The sequence below is a fragment of the Rhabdochromatium marinum genome (genome assembly GCF_016583795.1).
Lineage (GTDB): Bacteria > Pseudomonadota > Gammaproteobacteria > Chromatiales > Chromatiaceae > Rhabdochromatium > Rhabdochromatium marinum.
Genome location: NZ_NRRS01000161.1, coordinates 1 through 1,702 on the forward strand (window position 1 = coordinate 1; position 1,702 = coordinate 1,702).

Sequence of the window (1,702 nt, forward strand, 5' to 3'; positions counted from 1 at the left end):
GAAAGCCATGCGAAAAAATCGCCGGGGTCCGAAAAAACCGCTGACCAAACGCACTCGATACAAAGATAAGCCGCATGTCTCGACCGCCAAGCTTCTGGCCGCTGGTTAGCCCACCTTAAAAGGGCTGATAATATGACCCTTATCAGCAGATAATAATAAAAGGTCACGATAGCCCAAAACATCTACATATTTTAATAGATTTTCACCTCTTTCTTCCCAAATTCCTTCATAGTCTATATTGTCGACGCCAAACTTATCATTTTCAGAAACGATTTCTTCTAACTCTTGATACACTTGCAGCGCATGGAACAACTCATATACATCTCTGCTATTTGATAGGATAGAAATGTCTTCTTTTGCACTGCTAAGATAACTTTCTATTTGATTCGCCTTAACGTCTCGTAAACCTACCAGCTGCTGCAATGCTTCACTTTCCAGTGCTGAACTCGATTTCATTAATGAAATGGTAGCAACAATTGCAACTGGCAGTATCCCTATTAAAGAAAAAATAAGTAACAATTGACTTCTAAGCTTTAATTTTATTTTCATATTACTATCTCGATAAAAAGAAATTTTTTAAATATTTAAGCAAGTGGCTACGTATCTTCGTTATTTTTTTATCGACCAATGATCATCGCTCACCTCAATTTCCCATAATGGAAGAGAAGCCATTGGTAATGGGGTGTAAGAAACCTTCTTATTGACTGCAACAACCTTGTTAGGAGCCGGTACAACAAGCATATAAGCATTTTTGTAGACATGATTAATCATTTTTGTTAGAACTTCACTGAATTGTGGGGTGTTGGCAGCTGCTTTAAGCATTTCGTCAATATACTTGCCCATCAGAGGATCCGCTGGCATCGTACTCCAAACACTATTTGGCTGATAAACAAAGATTGCAGACCATGGATGATTGAAGTACCAATCATCATCACCCCAAACAATCAAATCCCACGATTTTGTATTCTTACCCGCGTTGGTAGACAGAAGTTGTTCAAAAATAGTCGTTTCATCAATAATTTCAAAATCAAGTTTTACACCAACTTTGCGTAAATCTCGATCTAATGAACGCCAGAGAAACATGAACTTCTGTTGTGTTAGCACTTTAAGTTTTAGCCCACCTACAATGCTCTTTAGTTCCTGCCGTATTTCTTTTGGTGGCTCAATTTCTGAATAGGCCTTCAGATTTTTTACAGCATCTTTAACGCCAGGAAAATTAGGTGAAGCTAACGTAGGCTTTATTTGACCATAACCGGAAAATGCATGCCTTAATAGCTGCTGCTGATCTATTGCTCTATTTAGAGCAAGGCGAACGTTTTTATCTTTTAGTTTTTTGTTACCATTAATCATATTTATATGAATGGCTATATTATCTGTTGACGGCCTTGTAACTAACTTGGCGTAAGGAGAAGAACTTACTAAGTTAACGTCAGGAAATGCGATGGGCATAATATCCAGATGACCTTCAGATTCCATGACATCATATAATGCAACCTTGGGATCCAACTTTGTGTAAATAGTGAATTTTTCTACTTTTAATAAATCTTTGTCATAGTAGTAAGGGTTAGCAATTAAGGCCTTGATCATCCCTCGGTCCAAAACCAACAATTTCAGTAGGTGATCAGCGCGAGGCATGGGGCGGCAGGAGTCCGGGAAAGGCGTAGTCTTGGAGGTGCAACCCAACCCAAGGACAGCGCCGATG

2 protein-coding genes are annotated in these 1,702 nt (G+C 39.0%); both read right to left on the reverse strand.

Translation table 11 applies throughout. The features are described from left to right. Positions 1-105: 105 nt before the first annotated feature. The gene (locus CKO36_RS18990; protein WP_200286467.1) at positions 106-549 is read right to left on the reverse strand and encodes a hypothetical protein; all 444 of its coding nucleotides are present in this window, start codon (positions 547-549) and stop codon (positions 106-108) included. Positions 550-609: 60 nt separating this feature from the next. Then, the coding region (locus CKO36_RS18995) for an ABC transporter substrate-binding protein (protein WP_207161527.1) at positions 610-1,702 on the reverse strand (1,093 nt) is incomplete at its 5' end.